The sequence below is a fragment of the Lichenicola cladoniae genome (genome assembly GCF_013201075.1).
GTDB lineage: Bacteria > Pseudomonadota > Alphaproteobacteria > Acetobacterales > Acetobacteraceae > Lichenicola > Lichenicola cladoniae.
In genome coordinates, this window is record NZ_CP053708.1 from 747,501 (window position 1) to 767,204 (window position 19,704).

A 19,704-nucleotide genomic window follows, 5' to 3' on the forward strand; every position below is an offset into this window, starting at 1 on the left:
AGCGAGCTTAAGCCGTTAGGTGTAGGCGCAGCGAAAGCGAGTCTGAACAGGGCGTTCAGTTGCTGGCAGAAGACCCGAAACCAAGTGATCTAGCCATGGCCAGGCTGAAGGTGCGGTAACACGCACTGGAGGGCCGAACCCACGCCTGTTGAAAAAGTCGGGGATGAGCTGTGGCTAGGGGTGAAAGGCCAATCAAACTTGGAGATAGCTGGTTCTCCGCGAAATCTATTGAGGTAGATCGTTAGGTGTTTACCCCGGGGGGTAGAGCACTGGATGGGCTAGGGGGGCCCAAAGCCTTACCAAACCTAACCAAACTCCGAATACCCGGAAGTATAGCCTGGCAGACAGACGGTGGGTGCTAAGGTCCATCGTCGAGAGGGAAACAGCCCAGACCACCAGCTAAGGCCCCCAAATCGTGGCTAAGTGGGAAAGGATGTGGAGATTCCAAAACAACCAGGAGGTTGGCTTAGAAGCAGCCATCCTTTAAAGAAAGCGTAATAGCTCACTGGTCTATTAGAAACTCTGCGCCGAAGATGTAACGGGGCTCAAGCCACGTGCCGAAGCTGTGGGTGCATACTTTGATGTATGCGCGGTAGCGGAGCGTTCCGTAGGCCTGTGAAGGGAGATGGTGATGTCTCCTGGAGGTATCGGAAGTGCGAATGCTGACATGAGTAGCGACAAACAGTGCGAGAAACACTGTCGCCGTAAGTCCAAGGGTTCCTGCGCAAGGTTAATCCGCGCAGGGTGAGCCGGCTCCTAAGGCGAGGGCGAGAGCCGTAGTCGATGGGAATGGGGCGAATATTCCCCAGCCTGCCAGAAGTGACGAATGCAATATGTTGTCTGTCCTTATCGGATTGGATGGGCTTTTGGAGCATTCCAGGAAATAGCTCTGGCGTATAGACCGTACCCTAAACCGACACAGGTGGACTGGTAGAGTATACCAAGGCGCTTGAGAGAACGATGCTGAAGGAACTAGGCAAATTACTCGCGTAACTTCGGGATAAGCGAGACCTGTCCTTGGGCAACCATGGGTGGGTGGCACAGACCAGGGGGTAGCGACTGTTTAGTAAAAACACAGGGCTCTGCGAAGTCGAGAGACGACGTATAGGGTCTGACGCCTGCCCGGTGCCGGAAGGTTAAGAGGAGGTGTGCAAGCACTGAATTGAAGCCCCGGTAAACGGCGGCCGTAACTATAACGGTCCTAAGGTAGCGAAATTCCTTGTCGGGTAAGTTCCGACCTGCACGAATGGCGTAACGACTTCCCCGCTGTCTCCAGCATCGGCTCAGCGAAATTGAATTCCCCGTGAAGATGCGGGGTACCCGCGGTCAGACGGAAAGACCCTATGAACCTTTACTGTAGCTTTGCAGTGGCATCAGGAAAATGCTGTGTAGGATAGGTGGGAGGCTATGAAGCATGGGCGCCAGCTCGTGTGGAGCCATCCTTGAAATACCACCCTGAATTTTTCTGATGTCTAACCGCGTCCAGTCAGCCTGGACCGGGACCCTGCATGGTGGGCAGTTTGACTGGGGCGGTCGCCTCCTAAAGTGTAACGGAGGCGCGCGATGGTGGGCTCAAGTCGGTCGGACATCGACTGTTGAGTGCAATGGCATAAGCCCGCCTGACTGCGAGAGCGACAGTTCGAGCAGAGACGAAAGTCGGCCATAGTGATCCGGTGGTCCCGCGTGGAAGGGCCATCGCTCAACGGATAAAAGGTACTCTAGGGATAACAGGCTGATCTCCCCCAAGAGTCCACATCGACGGGGAGGTTTGGCACCTCGATGTCGGCTCATCACATCCTGGGGCTGGAGCAGGTCCCAAGGGTTCGGCTGTTCGCCGATTAAAGTGGTACGTGAGCTGGGTTTAGAACGTCGTGAGACAGTTCGGTCCCTATCTGCCGTGGGTGTTGGAGACTTGAGAGGAGCTGTCCCTAGTACGAGAGGACCGGGATGGACATACCTCTGGTGCACCGGTTGTCACGCCAGTGGCACCGCCGGGTAGCTACGTATGGAAAAGATAATCGCTGAAAGCATCTAAGCGAGAAACTTACCTCAAAACCAGGTCTCCCCGAGGGCCGTGATAGACCATCACGTTGATAGGCCAGATGTATACGGGCAGTAATGCCCTCAGCTAACTGGTCCTAATCGCCCAATAGGCTCAATCATAACCGGGACCGCAGCAATGCAATCCCAAAACCACATGCATAGAAATCATCCACAACACCAGAACTGCTACTCACACACACGACCAAACGACAACACGCACACGCACCAACCCCCACACGTCCCATCAAACATACCAAGTTTGCTCGGACGACCTGGTGGCCATGGCGGGGAATGATCCACCCGATCCCATCCCGAACTCGGCCGTGAAAACCCCCAGCGCCTATGATACTGCATCTTAAGATGCGGGAAAGTCGGTCGCCGCCAGGTCTTCCAAACAAACCAAGCCGCATCCTCCATGCAGCAATCACATCACCCACGCGGGGTGGAGCAGCCCGGTAGCTCGTCAGGCTCATAACCTGAAGGTCACAGGTTCAAATCCTGTCCCCGCAACCATCTTAACTTGCAACGCTAACACCCCCGCGCCATCAGGCGCGGGGGTGTCGCTGTTTGCGCCGGCCGATCCACCCGATAGCGTCCCAGACGCGCTGTTGCGGCTCACGCCAGACACACACAGCGCCAGGATCGCCCCTAACTCCCCGCGCACCTCCATACGATAACCTCGTCTGCTGCCCGCTCGGCCGCAACGTCGCCCTGCGTGCGCTTCCATTCAAGCATTCAAGCGCAAACGTCTCGGCGAACACCTTGTAGAGCGTCGGGTCCATCAGGCGATCCCGTAGCGGGTGCAGCACCCGATCCGCGAGCGTGTCACGCCCAATGGTACGTCGATTGCCAAACGTAGTCGGCCCCCTTGTTGCAGGCCGTCGAGCAGGCGGACCAGTCGCGCTGATCTTGGAAAAGCCTCCGCCACATACCCCACCATGCATCAAACCCGAGAACAGGTAGCGTGACCGCTGCTTCGACCAGAAGGGCCGAGGGATCAACGGAGTCGCAGACGTCTGGTCTGTGTCGCCCGGGTCATGACGAAGCAACCCCTGTCGCGCCTTGACCGCCTGCCATAGGGCATCGTCGATGATCCGCAGCCCCGGCACCTCGGTCACCACCTGCTGATTCGGCGCGCGCAGGCGGGACCGACGGCGGCCGGTATCGGGGTCCTTGAGGTAGGTGAGGCGGTTCCAGACCAGCCGGCCGATGTAGAGCTCGTTGTTGAGGATCCCGGTGCCGCGGGCACTGTTGCCGTTGATGGTGCTCGAGCTCCAGGCGCCACCTCGAGGGCCAGGCACCGAGCAGGCGTTCAGGTCGAGCGCGATCCGCTTGGGCGATCGGCCGTCCGCGTACGCCTGGAAGATCCGCGTCACCACCGCAACCTGGACAGGATCGAGCTCCCGCTCGCCGGTCACGGGCTGGCCATCCGTGTCCATCCGGCGGACCACGGTGAAGCCATACGCGTTTCCACCGCCGCTGCGTCCGGCCTCGACGCGGCCACGCAGGCCGCGGTGGGTCTTGGCGGCAAGGTCCTTGATGAACAGGGCATTCATCGTGCCCTTGAGACCGACATGCAGCTCGTTGATCTCGCCCTCGGGCAGCGTGACCACCTGGATGCCGGCAAAGCTCAGCCGCTTGTAGAGGGCGGCGATGTCCTCCTGGTCCCGCGACAACCGGTCCAGTGACTCAGCAAACACCACGTCGAAGGCGCCCTCCCGCGCGCCTGCCAACAAGGCCTGATAGCCGGGCCGCAGCGCCGAGGAACCGCTCAGGGCGCGGTCCTGGAAGACCTGCAGCAGCTCCCAGCCCTCACGGACGACGCGCTCCTTGCAGATGCGAAGCTGGTTCTCGATCGACGCCTCGCGCTGGTTCTCGCTCGAGTAGCGGGCGTAGATCACGGCGCGCATAGCACTTCCTCGGTTCGGCGGCGGCCGGCGCCCCGCGACCCTGATCGGGACTGGAGCGCGCAGCAGGTCGTCGGCTCATTAGGGTAGTGTACCGTCACGACCTCCTAAACACGCAAATCTTTTCGAACGCTTGCCATCTTGAACCGCAAGATCCTGCTCGCAGGGTGATGTGAAGGCACCCGAAATCAGACAGCTATGACCGCCGGATCTCAGGGGCAGATCCCTACTCAACCGCAGCAACCGGCAAGCACACTTATCGGGCGTGGGGAGATCGGGGTGAGGGATGGTCTGGGGCTGCAGTTAGTCTGAAAGAGAAAATGAAATCAGTAGCGCAGATCCATTCAACGCTGCATTGGACACATAGTAAACCAAGACAGCACTCGCCGTCTTTCATATGCGCGACTATGGCAGGACTATATGGGTCGCTACGCCACGGCGCGATGCTCGACAGCCAAAGGAAGGACGCGATAACCGTGCCTTCGATGTCCCGGTGCTGATCATCGGCTCGCAAATCCGCCAGCAGCCAGGGCAGACACAGTCCCCGACCGGCCCTGATCTGCAGCGGCTGGATCCGCAGTCGGTACGCGATCGTGTGCTCGGGCTGCAGCGTACCGGCGAAGTAGGGCAGTTGCTAATCGTCAGGCCGGCCGAGCCGGCGATCCCGATGCGTTTCGATCCGGTCGGCTTGCGCTTCGAGCCGGCAGCAGGCTTCGTGTCAGGTTGCACGAAATTCTGGGATTTGCCGGAGCGAGCACTCAATTGCATGAAATTAAGGACGCCAGCCTTTCTCGAAGTCCTAAAATACGCAGCAATTCCGGGACAACGGTAGTTCTAATGTGCCTCGAACAATGATGATTAGGCGTTCGGTGGCGGGGCGTAGATCGGGCGTTCGATACAATCTGGGCCGGAAACACGTAGTCTCGCCTCACTTGGCGGGAGGAGTCTGACTCCGACCTTGCATGAGTCATAGTCCCGCGTTTCGTGCAGCCAAGCAACTGCCTGTTCGGAATATCATGCAGTCAGTCCCGCATTTCCGTCGAGCTAACACATTATAATAACTTAAAAGTCCTGTCCGAGATTTTCGTGCAGCGCGACACCCATGCTACTGCCCTGAGTGCCGGTCATTCCTTGCATCTTCGGGCCCGACATGCCGCTCATGTTGGACATACCGGATTGCTGCTGAGCATAGGCGGCGGGTGTAAGGCCAATAAACGCCACGCAGACAACTCGTATAATTCTCGTTTTGCTCGACATTCTTTTTTCTTAAACCGGGGGGGAAGGATTTAAAACCAGGAACGCACGCCAAAGGTAAAGCGAATATCCTGCACTCGATCACCGTTAGAATGGGCAATAGGCTGCGCTTGTCCGAAATATCCTGCGTAGGTGACGCCGATATAGGGTGCGAACTTGCGCGTGACTTCGTAGCGCAGGCGCAAGCCTGCATCGATGTCGGAGAGGCCGGAACCAACCGACCGGCCGCGATCGGATTTGCTGTAGAAATTGAGTTCAGCTTCGGGCTGCAGGATGAGCCTATTGGTCAGAAGGATGTCATACGATCCTTTGAGACGGGCGGCAGTTCGCCCACGATCGCTTACGTAGCCGGTTGCTTCTATATCGAAGAAATAGAGCGATAGGCCTTGGACACCAATCGCTGCCCAAGTTCGGGTCGGACCATTATCTAGATCCATACGTACACCAGCTTGCAGATCGAAATAGCGGCTGATCGCCCGGTCGTAGAGCAACTCCTGGTCGCTGTCGCTGAATTGTCCCCGCGTGCCGACAGTGCCCTCAGACTTGACCCAAACTTTGTTAATATCAGTGCCGATCCAGCCTTGGCCGTCATAGCGGAATTGCTGGCCATTCCCGGCAGCGCGATCCTCAAACTGCTCCAGCAGTACATGTGCAAAGATGCTGTTGTCCATGACCGGCTGCATGCCGCCGATGTATTCGAGTGGAGCAAGGCGTACAGCATCCTGAACGCCGGCTGGCGTTTGTTGTGCCAGCGCCGCTGGACCTCCAGCCGTCATGAAGACGGCGCCACCGATGAAGAGGCCGGAGTGGCACCATGCGCGGTGTGTCACGCCACCACCACGGTGCGGAACATGCCCAGTTCCATGTGATAGAGCAGGTGGCAGTGATATGCCCACATGCCGGGAGCATCCGCGGTGACTAGGTAGCTTAGCTTCCCACCCGGCTGGACGATGACGGTGTGCTTGTAGGGGCGGTAGTCGCCCTGGCCGTTCTCAAGTTCGCTCCACAGCCCATGCAGATGGATCGGGTGCTCCATCATCGTGTCATTGATCAGCGTGAAGCGCACCCGCTCTCCGCGCGCAAGGCGGATCGGTTCAGCCTGCGAGAACTTCTTACCATCGAATCCCCACATGTAGCGCTGCATGTTGCCGGTCAGGTGCAGCGTGATCTCACGCGAAGGCGGCCTCGGGTCGGCGCCGGCAATGGTGGCGCGCAGATCGTTATAGGTAAGCACGCGGCGTCCATTGCCCGACAGGCCGTCGCCAGGCTCACCGAGCCGGTTGATCGGGTCCATCGCGACGTTATCGACACCGACACCGACATGAAGCTTCTGCCCCTCCGGACTGGCCTTCATGGCGCCGCCCATGCGTCTCTTGTCCGCCATGCCCGTGGTTCCAGAGTTGGCCGGCGCCGGCTTGCCTCCACTCATGTCCATGCCTGCCATGCTGCCACCCATGTTCATGGTACCCATGCCCATGTCAGTCATGGTGCGGATCGGCCGAGGATCCATTGGTGGGATCGGCGCTACGAGGCCAGCACGGGTGGCCAGCGTGCCGCGTGCGAAACCGGTGCGGTCCTCGCTTTGGGCAAAGATGGTATACGCCTCCGCGGTCGGCTCCACGATGACGTCGTAGGTTTCGGCGACGCCGATGCGGAACTCGTCGATCGGCACCGGCTCGACGTCGTTTCCATCGGCGGCGACCACGGTCATCGTCAGGCCAGGTATCCGCACGTCGAAAAAGCTCATCGACGAACCGTTGATAAAACGCAGCCTTACCCGCTCGCCCGGCCGAAATAGGCCGGTCCAGTTTGCCCCCGGCGGCGCACCGTTGAACAGGTAGGTGTAAGTCGCGCCGGTGACATCGGCGATATCAGCGGCGCTCATGCGCATGCCGCCCCACATCAGCCGGTCACCGATAGTTGCTCCTAACCCTCTCCGGTGGGCATCTGCGAGGAACGTGCCTGCATCGCGCTCATGGAAATTATAGTAGTCGTTCTGCATCTTGAGGTTGCTGACGATCTCTTCCGGGCTGCTGTCGCTCCAATCCGACAGCAGCACGACGTGATCGCGATCGAAATGCTGCGCGTAACCGGCAGCCGGTTCCACGACGATCGCGCCATACAGACCGGTCTGCTCCTGGAAGGCGGAATGACTGTGATACCAGTAGGTGCCACTCTGATGCAGCGGTATCCAATAGGTGAAGGTCTCGCCGGGCATGATGCCGCGGAAGCTCAGCGCTGGAACCCCGTCCATGTTGGCTGGAGAGCGGATGCCGTGCCAGTGGATCGAGCTCGGCACCGCGAGCGTGTTCCTGACATTCAACACGACAGTGTCGCCCTGGCGCCAGTGCAGCACTGGGCCGGGGGTTAAGCCGTTCACGCCAGTTGCGACGGCCGGACGGCCAGTCATGTTGACCGGCACGCTGCCAATCGCGAGGTCGAACCGCTTGCCGGACAGTACGCCTGCGGAATTGGCAGCCGCCATCCCCCACGCCCTACCGCCAAGCGTCGCCAGGGCCGCGCCGCTGAGGATGGAGCCCTGGACGAAGCGTCGGCGGCTCATCACGCTGTGCTTCGATGAAGGTCGGAAGTCCATGGTCATCGTTCCGTCGTCAAAAGTTAAGAATGACCCTGCGGTTAGGGTCTCAGCTCGTGCATTCATTGTGGATTGCGGTGTTCGGTGACTCAGCCATCGTTTGGCGGGGCCAGGGTGCCGAACCACGCCACCAGTCCCAAAACCAGCACCGCACTGACCGTCTCCAAGGCAATGCTGCGCCGGATTTCGGTCACCCCATTTCGAATGTTGACGCCCCCGCTTTCGGCGGTTTCGAGCCGAGGCGTCAGCCGCCAGCGGTGCAAGGCGGCCAATCCAAGCATCACCATGAACAGCGCGAGCTTGATCAGCAGCAGTCGCCCATAGAGCGTCGTGAAGAGGCCCCGAAGATGATCCGGTCCGACCAGAAACCAGCCGTTGATCAAGCCGGAAAGGATCACCAGGACGACCGCCACGGTGCCCACTCCTGAAAAGCCTGACAAAGCCCGATCCAGGCGGCGTGCGGGGGTGCCAACTGTCCTGGCCAAATGGCCCGTCACCATCGCCATAAGGATGCCGAGCGCTCCGATCCAGAAGGCAGCGGCCAGCAGGTGGACGACGTCCGTGGAGAAGTGGACGAAGCCAGCCGAACCCTCGTTACTCACGGCGTGACCACCCCAGGCTAAGCTCGCCGTCGCGACGGCACCAAGGGCCGTCACCAACCAGAGGCGATGGCGGTTCGGCTGGTTCAGGAGCAGGAGCAGGAGCAGCGCCACGGCAACGACGACAAGACGACTGATGGCCGCATGCCCAAAGGACGTCGACGTCAGCACCATGGCCATCATGGATGGATCAGCACCGCCTGCCATGTCGGCCGCCTGCAGACCCAGCGCGGCAATCGTTGCGGCCATGAGCATCAGCCCGGAGACAATGAGCAGACGACGTTCGCCGACAGTGGGGAGGTCGGGATGCTGGCGAGCCAGAAAAAAGGCGCCACCGAACAGGCCGGACGTACCAACATACTGGCCCAGGCGGGCGAGGACGAGCATCGTCTGCAAGAGGCTCATCGCACCGTGAACGCGAACGCCCCCTGGGTGCGGTGCGTATCGGCCGTCACGACGTGCCACTTCACCGTGTAGCTGCCGGTCTTGAGCGGGTGCTGAGGGATGACCACAAGCATGTTCTTGTCCATGCCCTTGGACGAGACTGGAATGACTGCACCCGATGCCGTCTGAAGCTCTACGCCTGACAACCTCGCTAGAGGTGCTTCGCTGAACCGGAGCTCGATGTCCCCCGGAGCGGCAGTGGTAGCATCCGCCCCCGGCTGACTGTTCATGAGGTGAGCATGAGCCTCAGCCGCCTGTGCCAGGATAAGTCCTGCAAGGAATGCGCAGGTCGTGAGCAGGCGGCGATGAGACCAATGAATTTTAGACAATGGTAGCTCTTCTCGACGTGTTGCATGACCTCTACGCAGCGCGCTACCGGAACCCTCGCGAGGGAATGATGACCGTGATGCGTATGTAATGGACGAGAGGAATGCGCATCATGCTGGACCATGACTTGGAGGAACTCACCGGCCGAGTGGGCGACGTGCCACCTCCAGGGCTGGAACAAGCGATCTGGTGCAGGATCGAGGTGCTGCAGCAGTCGCGTCGCATCGAGGTGCTTGCTACGCGTCTCCAGGCCCTGGCGCTGGTCATCGTCCTAGGGGCCAGCACAACGATCGGAGTGGCGCTCGCCCGCGCGCGGCCATCCCCTTTGTCGATGATCCAGATCTCTTCAGAAGCCGCCGGACTCGCTCCCTCCACCCTGCTGGGCTTTCAGTTTTGAACCGACTGGGCCGCATGAGCTTTGTCATCATCGTGCTGACTGCGATGGCAGCCGGCTTGGGAGGATGGGCTGGCATATACCTCGGCCTGCACCAGGTGCAGGCCCCAGCTGGACTGGACATCATCGTCCACCGCCAGATCCATCTGACCGCTGATCAGGATCGCCAGCTGGCTGTTCTGGAAGCGCACTTCGCTGAGCTGCGCAAGACACGGCAGGCCGAGATGCAGTCCGCTAATGCCGACTTGGCCGAAGCGATCGGCGCTCAGCACGCCTACGGACAAAAGGCGCAGGAAGCGGTGGCCCGCTTCCACGCCGCAATGGGTGCCCTGCAGGAAGATACCATTCGCCACGTCTTCGCGATGCGCGCGGTCATGACGCCTGAGCAGGCGCGCCAGTTTGATGACTCGGTGGCCAAGGCACTCACGTCGCCTGCCTCGTGAACGAAAGCGACGAGGCACTGGCCGGACAGGCTAGGACTGGGAACAGACAGGCATTCGAGGTTCTCGTCCAACGGCACAAAGAGCCGCTCTACCGCTTCTGCCGCCGCTACATCGGCAATGCAGACGATGCCTCCGATGTTCTCCAGGATGCATTCGTCGCGGCGTGGATGGGATTACAGCGCTATGACGAGCGCCGGCCCTTTGCCGCCTGGCTGCAAAGGATCACCCTCAACAAGTGCCGCGACTTTGGACGCCGTGGTCTGGTCCGGCGGCTCTTCCTCGCTAGGTTTGAACGGGAACAGCCTACCGAAGCAGCGTTGACTGAGGACGGTGCAACATTCGATCCGCACACCGAGCGCTTGGCTCGGCTTGACCGTGAAATCGCGGCCCTACCGCCGGCTTACAAGGAAGCGCTTCTTCTGACGACGTTGGGCGGTATGAGCCACCTGGAAGCGGCCGAGCAGCTCGGTATCTCCGTCAAAGCGGTGGAAATGCGAATCTACCGCGCAAAACAACGGCTCACCGAACTCATGAACGACGAGCAGTCCCATAGCCATTGATGCTATTTGCCAATTCCGTCACCCCGCAGCTCTATCATTGCTGCGGGTCCGGGGGTTGGCCGGGCGCCCGCCGCGTTTCTCGACGACGTGCGCTTGTCGATGCCTGCTGTCCAAGGTGCTCTTGGCACGGCCTCGATTGACCGAGCAGGCCAGGGTCAGCCTGATCGCACTGCTCGCTCGAGGCGTCGCCAAAGGATGTCGCATCCATCCGGTGCGCCATCGCCGAACCTTGGTAGAACGGTCAAACCGACCATCACAACCCCGGTATTTGCAGCCGCTATCGGAGGAGCCTGCTTGACTTACCAACATGGGAACCCTGCATCCATTCAGACTCCGTTGGCCCATCACTGACGGCCGCATTTATCTGGATGGAACGTGGCAATGAGCAAGTCCGGAGATATTTTGACGATTGATCGCCGCCGCTTCGTTCAGGGCTTGGCCGGGCTGGGCGCTAGCGCGGCCGTTGGGCTACGGAGTGCGCCCGCCCTTGCCGTGACAGGACCGGCCGAACCTTCGTCGCTGCGCGGGAACCGCTTTAAGCTCAGCCTCGATCGAATCACAGTCAACAAGACCGGCTTGCCCTCCTGGGCAAACGCGATCAACGGCAGCGTGCCCGGTCCCATCCTTCACTGGAAGGAAGGCGATGTCGTCACTCTCGACGTGACGAACAACCTGCCGGTCACCACGGGCGTCCACTGGCATGGCATCATTCTGCCGAACCCGATGGACGGGGTGCCGGGCCTGGAGTTTCCTGGCATTCAGCCCGGCGAGACCTTCACCTACCGCTTCCCGGTCATCCAGAGCGGCACCTACTGGTATCACAGCCACATGGGCTATCAGGAGCAGAAGGGCGCCTATGGCGTGCTGATCATCGAGCCCGCGGGCGAGCCAATGATCAGGGCCGACCGGGATTATCCGATCGTGCTGAGCGACTGGATGGACGGTGACCCGCTCGTCGTTGCCAACAACGTCAAGCAGAACCCCGACTACTACAATTATCGCCGCCGCACGCTTGGCACCTTCATCTCGGACGCTAAACAAAGCGGGCTGAGCGCCACGATCAACGAGCGGCTGAGCTGGGGCGAGATGCGTATGGACCCGTCCGGCCTCGCCGAGCCGACCGGCGCGCTCTACACCTATCTGATAAACGGCGCGCCGCCAGCCGCCAACTGGACGGCACTGTTCAAGCTTGGGGAGCGCGTCCGCCTGCGCTTCATCAACGCCTCCGCCATCACCTACTACGACATCCGCATCCCCGGCCTGACCATGGAGGTGGTGCATGTCCACGGCAATGACGTGCGGCCGGTCCAGGTGGACGAGCTCCGTATCGGCGTCGCCGAGACCTACGACGTGATCGTCGAGCCGAAGGAAAACCGGGCTTACACAATCTTCGCCCAGGATTATGAGCGCAGCGGCTACGCCCGCGGGACGCTGGCGCCGCGCGCAGGCATGGTCGCCGCCATTCCGGACATGGACCCGCGCCCGATGCGCAGCATGGCCGACATGGGGATGCACATGATGCCAAAGGAGGTCGGGGCATCGAAACCGGACGGTACCCGGATCGGCGGTATCATGGGCATGATGGCGAAGACGGTGCCGACAGCCGAACGTGTCGGCGAACAACCGATGCACCCGAACACGCCGGACAACCCGGCGATAAGCGTAGAGGTCCAGTCGAATGCCAAGATGGTCAGCGACCGGCTTGGGCTGCCCGGTGACGGCCTGAACCTGCTCAACCGGCGAGTGCTCACGCTTGCGGAACTGCGGTCCATCCACCCCGGCGTTGATCCGCGCCCGCCCGGACGAGAAATCCTGCTGCACCTAACGGGCAACATGAACCGCTTCATCTGGGGGTTCGACGGCAAGAAGTACAGCGAGGTCGGCCCGATCGACGTGAAGCTCGGCGAGCGGTTCCGGCTGCGCTTTATCAACGACACGATGATGAGCCACCCTATCCACCTGCACGGCATGTGGATGGAGCTGGAGAACGGCGGGGGCGAGCACCGGCCCTACCTGCACACCATCAACGTCAAGCCGGCAGAGGATGTCAGCCTGCTCGTGACGCCGCTGGCAACCGGACAGTGGCCGTTGCACTGCCACGTGCTTTACCACTTCGAGGCAGGTATGTTCCGTACCCTGCGCGTTCTGCCGGCATGACGGTTGACCTCAGCCGGCTCGCCGGGAGCGTCACTATGTTGCTCGGCCTGGCCTCCGTAACGGCGGCCGCGCAGACGGTCCGCACCGGGCTTTCCCCCGACATTTCGGACACCGGAACGTCGCTGTACCCCAAACCGATCCCGAATAACTCGATCCTCGATTTCGGCGTGCCCGCTCTGTCGCGGGTTGGCGGAACCGGGCTTTCATCCAATACCCTGAACGGGGCGGCCCCCTATGGGAGCCCGATAGAGGACACCCGTATCTACTTTCACGGTGTCCTTAACCAGTTCGAGGGGCGGGTCGGAAACGGCAGCTATCTCCGCTGGGACAGCGAGGTCTGGGCGGGCGACGACTACAACCGTATCTGGCTGAAATCGGAAGGCCGCTACAACTCCGACAACAAGGGCAAAGTGTCGGACGGTGACCAGGAGGCGCTGTACGACAGGCCGATCAGCCGCTATTTCGACGTGCAGGCGGGCATCCGCTACGATCTCGACAGCGGACCTGGGCGGACCTGGGCGGCGCTTGGCATCGAAGGCTTGGCCTTGGACTTTTGGAAAGTTCAGGCAACCGTCTATGCCAGCGACAATGGCCACTATGCTCTGCGCACAAACGCCAACTACGACCTGTATGTGACGCAGAAGCTCGTCCTGCAGCCGCAGATCGAGACCAACTGGTATTCCAAGCAGGACCGCGGCCGAGGCGTCGGCGCCGGGCTCTCGGACATCGATATGGGTCTGCGGCTGCGTTACGAGTTCACTCGCAAGTTCGCACCCTATGTCGGCGTAGCCTACCAGCGCTTTTTCGGCGGCACCGAGGGCTTAACCCACGAGCAAGGTGGCCGGGTGAACGACCTCCGCTTCGTCTTCGGCATTCGCCTCTGGTACTAACGACCTACGGCGTCGCCCCGGGCGTGACCGAGTTGCCGGGCTGGTTGTGCAGCGTCCGGTGCAATTGATTGCATTCAGCGTCGAGCGATGTTCCGCGATCAACTCCGACCACTTGTGGTCTGGATTGCGAGCAACGGGCCAGCATGGTGCTCAGGCTGTCGCCGGAGACGGGTTCGACCCCGTAGCCTTTGAGACCCGGCTGTCTGTCCGTCACTGCTGGAGACGAGCAGGCGGCCAAGCCAAGCACGAACAGGATCGGCAAGGATGCGTTCATCGGTCTACATCTTCCCTTTGATTCCGGACTGGATCAGCCACCAGTTCACCGGGTAGGCAGTCAGGAAACCGCAGATCATGGCGATCTGCATCATGAACCAGAACTCGACCGTGTCGGTTTGCAGCTTCACGCCAAGCAGCGTGCCGAAGAAGTAGAAGTAGGCGAGCGCCATGAAGCCGTACATGCCAACCTGCCAGGCGGTCAGCGACAGCGTGTCCGCATTGATTGCGGCGATGATGCCCTTTCCGAAGCCCAACCCGCGCATCGGGGCGATGGTGAAGTACTGGAAGAAAATCCCGAAGGCATACGCGAAGATATAGTCGACTACCCAGACAGCAAAAACTTTGTCACTGAAGATGGTCTGATAACCGAACGCGACGGCCACGGCCGGCACGGCGAACACCAGCCACTCGGCCACGATGTCGCCGAGCATGCAGCCGCTGCCGCAATGCAGAGCGCCGTTGGCGACCATGACGGGAAACGGCGTTTCCCGCTTGCTCGGCGGCTCCTCCTTGCGATCCATGGCCGTCTGCATCGTCTTGTGAGTCGCCAGCCGGGCATAGGCGAAATACTGCCAGGTGACCCAGACGGTGCCGAACAGCGCCGTCACCGGCCAGACGACATCCATGATCCACATATGCTGCGGGCGCCGCACGACGTCGATGGCAATGACGACCGTGCACAGCGCACCGAGCAGCAGATAGGCGATGGAGAGGATGTGCAACCAAGTCGGTATCATCTGCGCGGGATGCCAGCCTTCTGGCCGTCATCTTCAGGCGGTCTGGCGGATATGGTCCGCATGGGAGAGCTTCCAGCTCGCAGCTTTAGAACATACCGTCCGTGCAATGCGCTTCCCATTTGGCAAGGTTCCCTAGCGGAAGGATGAAAGCGACGCGGGACGCCTGCCGTTGCTAGGAGCGGACGCGGCCGTTCGCTGATTGCTCATGCCGATCACTGCGGCAAGATCATCGATAATCGGGCAGTTGGGTCGATGGTCGCCTTCGCATTGCTCGGCCAGGTGCCGCAATGCACTGCTCATTTCAGCGATCTCCTTGGCCTTTGCGTCCAGCGTCATGACATGCGCCAGGGCAAGGCGCTTCACGTCGGCACTGGCCCGCTTTTCGTCCCGCCATAACGCCAGCAGCTCACGCATTTGGTTTAAGGAGAAGCCGAGATTCCGCGTACCGACAGGCCGTGTCCGAGAACACTGCGCCAGACCGGATCGGTGAACGCTTCCTCGGCCTGCAGGCGCAGGCTGTCGCGCGGCACGATCCAGCAGACGCGCTCTATGAGGCCCGCCTCGATCAGCCGGGCGGCGGCGATCACCGGCAGCAGAGACTTGCCGCCACCGGGTGTGACCGCGGCCAGGATGTCGCGGGCCGTGGTCTCGCCGGCCGCCATCGCCGCCACCAGGTTGGCAAGGCGCTGCTGATGGGTGCGGAGCGGGCGGGACGACGTCATCGACGGAATCTTGAGTCACGCAGACTCCGCTGTCCCAGGCCGACTATGTTGGCCCGCTTCGTGTTCAGGTCGACGGCGCCGCCTGCCTCACTTGATCAAGGCTGGCGGCGGCCGGTGCAGAACGGCTAGCCGGCCTTCTTGAGGTTCGGGCTGGCCTTGAAGCGGACGGTCTTGCCGGCCTTGACCTTGACCGGCTCGCCGGTGCGCGGGCTCAGTGACTTGCGCGCCTTGGTCTTCTTGACGCTGAAGGTGCCGAACGAGGGCAGGGTAAAGCCGCCCTCCTTCTTCATTTCCGAGACGATCGCGGCGATCGTCTCGGCGGCTGCCAGGTGGGCGGCGACGCCGCTGCAGCCAGTAAAGCCGGTAGAACACCGCGATGGCGATGGTGTCGCTGGGCAGGCAGGTCCGGTTCAGTATGCCGCTGCTGTGCTCGTTGAACTGCCCGCAGTCCCGGCAGCGGAAGCGCCGGTAGCCTCGCGCTGTGACTTCCCGACGTTCCGTCACCGCAGCCGAACCACAGCACACGCATTTCGCTCCGCCAGCCCGGTCAATCGCTCATCGCTCGTCGTGCTATGCCGCCAGCTGCTCACGCCACGACGACCTACAGAGCGTGTTCCGACAGAACCACACAACCTGCAAGAATAGGGACCGTGTTGCCGATGTGGCAAATATAAGGAATGTTGCACCTCGCGTGCCGTTCTATTCGCCGGGGTTATGGATGAATCTACGCCAGCTTGAAATTCTTCGCGCGATCGTGCGATACGGCACCACCGTGGCCACGGCTCAGGCGCTCGGATTGTCACAGCCGGCCATCAGCAACGCTATCAAGACGATGGAAGAGCAGGTGGGCTTCGCGCTCTTCCAGAGGCTCAACAACCGGATCTATCCGACACCCGAGGCAAAGCTGCTACTCAGCGACGCGGAAAGCATCTTCGAGACGCATAAGCGGCTGGAACGGCGGATTCACGATCTGCGGACGAACCGGGCGGGACAGCTTCGAATCGTTGCGACGCCGCCGCTGGGCTACGGCGCCGTCGCTCGGGCGATCCGGGAGATGCAGATCAAGAAGCCGCGCGTGCAGACCTTCTTCGATGTGCGTAGCTATTCGGAAGTTCTGGATAGGATCGAGACTCACCACAGCGAGTTGGGCTTTGTCGTCGGATACAAGGACCAGGCTGGGCTAAAATCGGAAACGCTCTATCGGGGCGAGATGGTCTGCGTCATGCGGCCCGACCATCCGCTCGCATCGCACGCTATCGTCGATGTCAAGGCGTTGCAGAAGCACCGGTTCATCGCCCTTGAACGAGGGACGCAACTAGGCAACGCGCTGCGTCTCGTCATCGACCAGGCGGAGGATAAGTTCAGGTCGGCGGTGGAAGTCCGGGCCGGGCTGACGGCGTGCACACTCGCCGATGCCGGCGTGGGCGTTGCCGTTGTCGACCCGCTGACCGCGTCTTCATCAGGAAAGTTCTCGCTGGTCAGCCGTCCGTTTTCACCGTCGATTCCAATCTCTGCATCGGTGGTCTGGGCGGAGAGCCGGTCGCTGTCCCGGCTCGCCAACCTGTTTGTTCAGGAAGTTCGCAAGATCACCGATCACCATCCTTAGTGCCGTCCGGACGAGTGCGCGCTTCCGGCGAATGCGACCGGTTTTCCCAGCGGCAGGCCGAGCACTTCGTCATGCGCCATGACCAGGTTGCCGCCGACGATCGTCATCATCGGCCAGCCGGTGCAGGCATGGCCGATGAAGGGGGACCAGCCGCAAGGAGAAGCGATCCAGCTTTCTTCGATAGTTCTGCGATGCGCCATATCGACCAAAGTGAAATCGGCATCGTAGCCGACGGCGATGCGGCCTTTGCCGACGGCGCCGTTGACGCGCGCAGGGCCTTCGGCCATCAGACTGACGAGTTGCACGAGAGAGAGCCGCCCCTCGTTGACATGGGTGAGCATGACCGGAACGGACGTCTGCACTCCGGTCAGCCCGGCGGCGGTGTCCGGCCAGGGTTTTTCCTTGGCGCTGCGCGCATGCGGCGCATGGTCGGAGCCAATGCAGTCCACCCTGCCCTCGCGCACGGCGGCCCAGGCGGCGTCATAATGGCGCCGGTCGCGGATCGGTGGGTTCATGACGGCGTAGGCGCCGAGCGCGTCATAGATCTGGGGCCCGTAATGGGTGAGATGGTTGACCAGCAGCTCGATCGTCGCGAGATCTCGCCTGTCCTTCAAGTAATCCAGCTCTTCCGCCGTCGAGACGTGCAGAATGTGGATTTGCCTGCCGGTTTCTTCCGCGAGACGGACTAGACGCCTGGTGCCGAGAAAAGCGCATTCCACGTCGTGCCATTCAGCGTGGAGGCGATGCGGATCGCCCGCCTTGAACAGCACTTTGCGCGCGGCGAGCCGCGCTTCGTCCTCCGAATGGAAACAGATGCGTCGGGCGCCATGGCGCATGATGTCGGCAATCGACTCGTCGTCGTCGACGAGAAGCTCGCCGCGGGCGGAGCCGATGAACACCTTGATGGCGCAGACGTTCGCGTGATCTTCGAGCGTCTCAAGCGATGTGGCGTTGGCCCTGGTGCCGGCGATGTAGAGACCAACATTGCACCAGGACCGGCCGGTGAGCGAGTCAATCTTTTCTTCCAGCACCCGCTCCGACGCCACCAGCGCCGCGGTGTTCGGCATGTCGAACAGGCTGGTGATGCCGCCCAGCACGGCGGCCCTGGTTCCGTCCGGGATGGTCTCGACCGCCGGGTCTCCCGGATCGCGCAGATGCACGTGCGGATCGATCAGGCCGGGAAGCACCTTTAGGTTTTTGCAAGCGATTACTTGCTCGGCAGAGGCGCCGCGCAGATCGCTGATTTCGACGATCCGGCCGTCGATGCAGCCGATATCGGCATGTTCCACCGAGGCGCCGACGATGCCGCCGCCGCGTAGGATCAGGTCGAAATGCGCCATCGGACGCTCCGTGCTGAGGTCTGCCGGTCCGGTTGCGGACGGGATCGGGCGAGACGCTTTAGAAAACATCGTCGAACATGTGGCGGGCATGCCGCCGATCATACGGATAGATCCCCTCTGGGCCTGCTACAATAAAGACGGCTATAAAGAAAACCGGTCATCCATAACCCGGAGTGATAATCCCATTCTGGACGTTCGCGATTCTCTTTGTCCTTCAATGGTGTATGCCAGTTGTATCGGCTCTGACAGGCTCGTCCCAAGCGTTTGGAATCCTTTGCGAAGCCGGAAGTTTCCGGTAGGTTCGGCCGTGTTAGAAGCGCATTGGACAGATGTCGGGCGGGCCTGCGGAACGCGGCCGGCCGGTCCGGAGCGGAGTAGGATACGTCCTCGATCCGGGACGGCCGTTTGCGATAGCCGCCGTTTGCTTTGGGAGCCTCGCATGTCAAAACGCCCTCTTGCGACTTATATGGACGACGGTAAGTTTTATTACGTCCCGGAAGTATTCGACTGCTCCTCAGCAAAAGCTGCAGAGATCAACGGTTTCCAGATGATCATGCTGTCGAGCAGCGATTTCTCCTGTTCCTCCACGGGGATACCAGATCTCAAGCTGTTATCGGTGGAGGAGTATGTCGGGATCACCGAGCGGCTGACCGCGATGACCGACATGCACCTTTTCATCGATGCCGATGAGGGGTTTGGTCGTCCGCTTCACACCTATCACGGGTGCAGAAAGCTGGCGAAGGCCGGTGCGGATTCGATCCTGATCACCGATTGTGCCGAGGGCGGGAAACCGGGACTGACGTCGATCGACGAGGCCGTCTACAGGTTTCGAGCGGCGCGCGATGGCATGGCGGGAACCGACTGCCTGCTGCTGGCACGGTGCGATCATAGCATCGATGAAGATTTCGAGGAGTTCGTTGAGCGGTGCAATCGGTATCTAGAAGCAGGGGCGGACATGATCTGCCCGCTGGAGGTCAACCGGTCGAAGCGCTATGGCGGCAAGCAGGCAGCTGCGAAGAAGATCGCTGAGCATGTGAAAGCGAAATTTTGGTATCCGAACCTGAAGGAAGGGGAAAAAGCCAACGACATCAGAGCTCTTCTTCATCACGGCTACAAGTTCACAGGCATCCATTACTCGTTCCGCGCCGCGATGCTGGCCATGCTCGATGCCGGCCGACGCGTGTTCGAAAGTGGCACCAACGACTATATTTCGACCGCCTACGACCATACCGGCTATAAGTTCTACTACTCGCCGATGGCGGCGTTTCTGCGCGACGGAAAATGGGTGCAGCGCGAGAGCATGTATTCGGCGGAACCGTCGCAGGCGCTGGCGGTGCGGATCGAGCAGCGCTTCATTGGGCCGACCGACCGGTTCGGCCCGGACGACGTGCGCTGAAAGACCACGCAGG

19 protein-coding genes, 1 tRNA gene, 2 rRNA genes and 1 pseudogene (1 of these 23 cut by a window edge) are annotated in these 19,704 nt (G+C 61.0%); 11 read left to right on the forward strand and 12 right to left on the reverse strand.

Annotation, left to right across the window (positions count from 1 at the left end):
- The 3 genes from HN018_RS03285 to HN018_RS03295 all read left to right on the forward strand — a co-directional run.
- Positions 1 to 2,163: ribosomal RNA gene (locus HN018_RS03285) — 23S ribosomal RNA — on the forward strand; it begins 580 nt to the left of the window's first position.
- Between the two features lie 151 nt (positions 2,164 to 2,314).
- Positions 2,315 to 2,430, forward strand: a 5S ribosomal RNA gene (gene rrf / locus HN018_RS03290).
- A 49-nt stretch (positions 2,431 to 2,479) separates the two neighbouring features.
- Positions 2,480 to 2,556, forward strand: a tRNA-Met gene (locus HN018_RS03295).
- A gap of 32 nt (positions 2,557 to 2,588) precedes the next feature.
- On the opposite strand, the gene HN018_RS03300 is transcribed toward HN018_RS03295, so the two are convergent.
- Positions 2,589 to 3,953 (reverse strand): recombinase family protein, encoded by a 1,365-nt coding sequence (locus HN018_RS03300; protein WP_239478979.1) that lies wholly within the window; start codon positions 3,951 to 3,953, stop codon positions 2,589 to 2,591.
- A 490-nt stretch (positions 3,954 to 4,443) separates the two neighbouring features.
- Here HN018_RS03300 and HN018_RS03305 point away from each other — a divergent pair, with 490 nt between their 5' ends.
- Positions 4,444 to 4,782 (forward strand): hypothetical protein, encoded by a 339-nt coding sequence (locus HN018_RS03305; RefSeq protein WP_172443425.1) that lies wholly within the window; start codon positions 4,444 to 4,446, stop codon positions 4,780 to 4,782.
- Positions 4,783 to 5,012: 230 nt separating this feature from the next.
- On the opposite strand, the gene HN018_RS03310 is transcribed toward HN018_RS03305, so the two are convergent.
- From HN018_RS03310 to copC, 5 genes are all read right to left on the reverse strand, one after another.
- Positions 5,013 to 5,171 (reverse strand): hypothetical protein, encoded by a 159-nt coding sequence (locus tag HN018_RS03310; protein ID WP_171837983.1) that lies wholly within the window; start codon positions 5,169 to 5,171, stop codon positions 5,013 to 5,015.
- A 65-nt stretch (positions 5,172 to 5,236) separates the two neighbouring features.
- Complete coding sequence (locus HN018_RS03315) at positions 5,237 to 5,980, reverse strand: copper resistance protein B (protein WP_171837985.1); 744 nt, start codon at positions 5,978 to 5,980, stop codon at positions 5,237 to 5,239.
- A gap of 50 nt (positions 5,981 to 6,030) precedes the next feature.
- Positions 6,031 to 7,767, reverse strand: a complete 1,737-nt coding sequence (locus HN018_RS03320; RefSeq protein ID WP_172443426.1) for a copper resistance system multicopper oxidase — start codon at positions 7,765 to 7,767, stop codon at positions 6,031 to 6,033.
- Between the two features lie 122 nt (positions 7,768 to 7,889).
- Positions 7,890 to 8,786 (reverse strand): copper homeostasis membrane protein CopD, encoded by an 897-nt coding sequence (copD, locus tag HN018_RS03325; protein ID WP_239479244.1) that lies wholly within the window; start codon positions 8,784 to 8,786, stop codon positions 7,890 to 7,892.
- Between the two features lie 14 nt (positions 8,787 to 8,800).
- On the reverse strand, positions 8,801 to 9,172 hold the full coding sequence (copC, locus tag HN018_RS03330; RefSeq protein ID WP_275434177.1) for a copper homeostasis periplasmic binding protein CopC: 372 nt from the start codon (positions 9,170 to 9,172) through the stop codon (positions 8,801 to 8,803).
- Between the two features lie 101 nt (positions 9,173 to 9,273).
- Between copC and HN018_RS03335 the strand changes: the two genes are divergently transcribed.
- The 5 genes from HN018_RS03335 (at position 9,274) to HN018_RS03355 (ending at position 13,614) form a co-directional block, all read left to right on the forward strand.
- Complete coding sequence (locus HN018_RS03335) at positions 9,274 to 9,567, forward strand: hypothetical protein (RefSeq protein WP_171837987.1); 294 nt, start codon at positions 9,274 to 9,276, stop codon at positions 9,565 to 9,567.
- Between the two features lie 14 nt (positions 9,568 to 9,581).
- Positions 9,582 to 10,007, forward strand: a complete 426-nt coding sequence (locus tag HN018_RS03340) for a periplasmic heavy metal sensor (protein ID WP_204259649.1) — start codon at positions 9,582 to 9,584, stop codon at positions 10,005 to 10,007.
- A complete protein-coding gene (locus HN018_RS03345; RefSeq protein ID WP_172443429.1) occupies positions 10,004 to 10,567 on the forward strand; it encodes an RNA polymerase sigma factor in 564 nt (187 codons plus the stop codon). Before HN018_RS03340 ends, HN018_RS03345 begins: the two co-directional genes overlap by 4 nt.
- A gap of 381 nt (positions 10,568 to 10,948) precedes the next feature.
- The gene (locus HN018_RS03350; RefSeq protein ID WP_172443430.1) at positions 10,949 to 12,724 is read left to right on the forward strand and encodes a copper resistance system multicopper oxidase; all 1,776 of its coding nucleotides are present in this window, start codon (positions 10,949 to 10,951) and stop codon (positions 12,722 to 12,724) included.
- A gap of 35 nt (positions 12,725 to 12,759) precedes the next feature.
- Complete coding sequence (locus HN018_RS03355; RefSeq protein WP_172443431.1) at positions 12,760 to 13,614, forward strand: copper resistance protein B; 855 nt, start codon at positions 12,760 to 12,762, stop codon at positions 13,612 to 13,614.
- 4 nt (positions 13,615 to 13,618) lie between these two features.
- Here HN018_RS03355 and HN018_RS03360 read toward each other — a convergent pair whose 3' ends face one another.
- The 5 genes and pseudogenes from HN018_RS03360 to HN018_RS03380 form a co-directional block, all read right to left on the reverse strand.
- Complete coding sequence (locus HN018_RS03360; protein ID WP_171833585.1) at positions 13,619 to 13,876, reverse strand: hypothetical protein; 258 nt, start codon at positions 13,874 to 13,876, stop codon at positions 13,619 to 13,621.
- Between the two features lie 16 nt (positions 13,877 to 13,892).
- A complete protein-coding gene (locus HN018_RS03365) occupies positions 13,893 to 14,612 on the reverse strand; it encodes a DUF4396 domain-containing protein (protein ID WP_239478982.1) in 720 nt (239 codons plus the stop codon).
- 147 nt (positions 14,613 to 14,759) lie between these two features.
- Positions 14,760 to 15,041: a MerR family DNA-binding protein gene (locus tag HN018_RS03370; protein ID WP_172443433.1), complete on the reverse strand. Its 282-nt coding sequence runs from the start codon at positions 15,039 to 15,041 to the stop codon at positions 14,760 to 14,762.
- Between the two features lie 5 nt (positions 15,042 to 15,046).
- Complete coding sequence (locus HN018_RS03375) at positions 15,047 to 15,349, reverse strand: DEAD/DEAH box helicase family protein (RefSeq protein ID WP_172443434.1); 303 nt, start codon at positions 15,347 to 15,349, stop codon at positions 15,047 to 15,049.
- 125 nt (positions 15,350 to 15,474) lie between these two features.
- Positions 15,475 to 15,699, reverse strand: a pseudogene (locus HN018_RS03380) (HU family DNA-binding protein); the annotation flags it as partial.
- A 341-nt stretch (positions 15,700 to 16,040) separates the two neighbouring features.
- On the opposite strand from HN018_RS03380, the gene HN018_RS03385 reads away from it, so the two are divergent.
- Entirely contained in the window at positions 16,041 to 16,955 is a 915-nt protein-coding gene (locus HN018_RS03385; RefSeq protein ID WP_239478983.1) for a LysR family transcriptional regulator, read from the forward strand.
- On the opposite strand, the gene HN018_RS03390 is transcribed toward HN018_RS03385, so the two are convergent.
- Positions 16,952 to 18,295, reverse strand: a complete 1,344-nt coding sequence (locus tag HN018_RS03390) for a dihydroorotase (RefSeq protein WP_171833588.1) — start codon at positions 18,293 to 18,295, stop codon at positions 16,952 to 16,954. The two genes, HN018_RS03385 and HN018_RS03390, sit on opposite strands and share 4 nt — an antisense overlap.
- A gap of 466 nt (positions 18,296 to 18,761) precedes the next feature.
- Here HN018_RS03390 and HN018_RS03395 point away from each other — a divergent pair, with 466 nt between their 5' ends.
- A complete protein-coding gene (locus HN018_RS03395) occupies positions 18,762 to 19,691 on the forward strand; it encodes an isocitrate lyase/PEP mutase family protein (protein WP_204259650.1) in 930 nt (309 codons plus the stop codon).
- Positions 19,692 to 19,704 lie beyond the last annotated feature (13 nt).